The organism is Candidatus Bathyarchaeota archaeon (assembly GCA_029882535.1).
In the GTDB taxonomy this organism is placed as follows: Archaea; Thermoproteota; Bathyarchaeia; order Bathyarchaeales; family SOJC01; genus JAOUKM01.
The window spans coordinates 1-1,868 of the sequence record JAOUKM010000077.1; the positions used below are offsets into that span (position 1 = coordinate 1).

General features: G+C 43.2%; 2 protein-coding genes. Both read left to right on the forward strand.

Features of this window, described 5'->3' with window-relative positions; translation table 11 throughout:
- Positions 1 to 251, forward strand: a 251-nt coding sequence (locus tag OEX01_09675; GenBank protein MDH5449252.1) for a DUF3795 domain-containing protein, incomplete at its 5' end; no start/stop codon positions are given.
- Between the two features lie 83 nt (positions 252 to 334).
- Positions 335 to 1,868 (forward strand): histidine ammonia-lyase (hutH, locus tag OEX01_09680; GenBank protein ID MDH5449253.1); only part of this gene is annotated, 1,534 nt, incomplete at its 3' end.

A 1,868-nucleotide genomic window follows, 5' to 3' on the forward strand; every position in this document is an offset into this window, starting at 1 on the left:
AGAACAGATGGCGGTCCCCAGACTGCAAGATAAGGATATGTGCCAAAGAGAAGAGAGTTGACACGTGTCCTTTATGCAGAGAATACCAATGCGACCTAATCAACAGCCTAGCAGAACGCTATGTGACAGCCATCAAGATGGAAAACAACTACAAAAAGAGGATTAAAGACCTCGGTAAAAGACCAAGAAAAAGGGGCCAAGCGTGGAGTCGTGTAAGCAGACACCCGCATATCTTGAAAAAAAGAACCTAAATCTTTTTCTCTAAAGTCAAGCAAATGATTCCCTGGAATATTTAATAAATCGGACCTTGAACCTTAAGAAGGGAAGAGCGACCATGGCTAAAGTGTTTATTGATGGCAAAAACCTGTCAATAGAAGATGTGGTTGCAGTAGCCCATGATCACGTAAAAGTTGAAATTCCACAAAAAGTCAAGCAAAAGGTGCAGAGATGTCGACAAGTTCTGGAAGACATCATAAAGGAAAAAAAAATGGTGTACGGCGTTACCACAGGCTTTGGAGCCCTAGGAAGCATAGCGATTTCACCCGAACGCATCAAAGAACTTCAAACCAATTTGATTAGAAGTCACTCTGCTGGAATTGGAAAAGCTCTGGATGAAGACGTTACACGTGCATTAATACTATTAAGGGCTAACACACTTGCCAAAGGAAACTCAGGAATTCGGTTGGAAACCCTAGAGACATTAGTTCAAATGATAAACAACGGAGTACATCCCATCATTCCAGAAAAAGGATCTGTTGGCGCAAGTGGAGACCTCGCCCCACTCTCACACATGGCACTAGTGATGATAGGTGAAGGCGAAGCCGAATACAAAGGAGAAAAGATAAGCGGAAAAGAAGCAATGAAAAAAGCTGGAATCCGTACAGTGGAGTTGAATTCAAAAGAAGGAATAGCCCTGAACAATGGCACACAAATGATGACTGCCATTGCCGTCTTAGCACTGTATGATGCGGAGAGATTGGTTAAAGCTGCCGAAATTGCTGCTTCTCTTAGTCTTGAAGCCTTGAGTGGAATTTCCGACGCCTTCGACGAGAGAATTCATCAAGCCAGACCACATCTTGGACAAATCACGAGTGCACGAAAGATAAAGTCCATGATATCAGGTAGCAAGATTATCAAGTCGAGTGAAGAAGTGATAACAAATAATGAAACAAGACCTCCGCAGGATCCCTACAGTTTGAGGTGCACTCCTCAGGTTTTAGGGGCGGTCAGAGACACTTTTTCTCACGTGAGACGTATAATTGAAACTGAGATTAACTCTGCTACAGATAATCCTCTAATCTTTGTGGAGGACAAAGCTTGTCTCTCTGGCGGAAACTTCCACGGGCAACCGATATCGATTGCTATGGACATGTTGGGCATAGCATTAACTATAATTGGCAACATGTCCGAGAGAAGGATTGCCAGACTGATAGATGAAAACCTTAGCCAAGGGTTGCCAGCGTTTTTGATTCCCAAAGAAGTAACGAAGGGAATACATAGTGGTTTTATGACCGCTCAGTACACGGCTGCGGCTTTAGCTTCAGAGAACAAAACCTTATCGCATCCTGCAAGTGTTGACTCAATTCCAACCTCTGCAAATTTTGAAGACTTTGTAAGTATGGGATCGATTGCCGCGAGAAAGGCGATGGAAGTTCTTAGGAACGTGGAATACATTGTGGCTATTGAACTGTTATGTGCAACGCAGGGTATAGATTGTCGTGGACCGGACAAGCTTGGAAAAGGAACTAAAACAGTTTATTCTTTGATCAGAAAAAAGGTGCCCATGCTGAGGGAGGATAGAGTTCTAACAAAGGATATAGAAAATATTGTGCAGCTGATTCGAATCGGAGAACTTCTCAGTAGTGTCG